The organism is Variovorax sp. P4_D9, from assembly GCF_056401695.1.
In genome coordinates this window covers 1-502 of the sequence record NZ_JBFUIU010001785.1, presented here as the reverse complement: position 1 = coordinate 502, position 502 = coordinate 1, and the positions used below count along the sequence as shown (strand labels likewise).

The window sequence follows — 502 nt, the reverse complement described above, 5'->3', positions numbered from 1 at the left end:
CAAGTGGCACCTGACGCCCATGAAGGAAATCAGCGCTGCCGGGCCGTTCACACAATGGCCGCTGGGCCGCGGCTTTGACCATTGGTATGGCTTCCAGGGCGCGATGACGGACCAGTGGAATCCAGAGCTTTTCCGCGACAACCATCCCGTGGATTTGACACCGCGGCTTGACTATCACCTCACCAACGACCTGGTGGATCAGTCCATCGCGATGATCCGCGATCTCCGGGTGGCGAACGCGACGCGCCCCTACTTCATGTACCTCGCGTTAGGTGCATGCCACTTCCCGCATCATGTTCCGGCCGAATTCATCGACAAGTATCACAAGCGCTACGCCAAAGGCTGGGACGCAATCCGCGAAGAGCGCCTGGCCCGACAGCGTTCCCTGGGCGTGGTGCCGGAAAACACCAGTCTCCCCGAGCGGAACCCTGGTGTGAAGAATTGGGCAGACATCGAGGAGCAAGATCGGGAGTTCCTCGAACGCTCCCAGGAGGTATTTGCC

The 502-nt window shown here is 60.4% G+C and carries 1 protein-coding gene; it reads left to right on the top strand.

The genetic code is table 11. The annotated features are described in order from the left end of the window. Positions 1-10: 10 nt before the first annotated feature. A partial coding sequence (locus AC1DY5_RS58340; RefSeq protein ID WP_478123140.1) for a sulfatase-like hydrolase/transferase occupies positions 11-502 on the top strand: 492 nt, incomplete at its 3' end.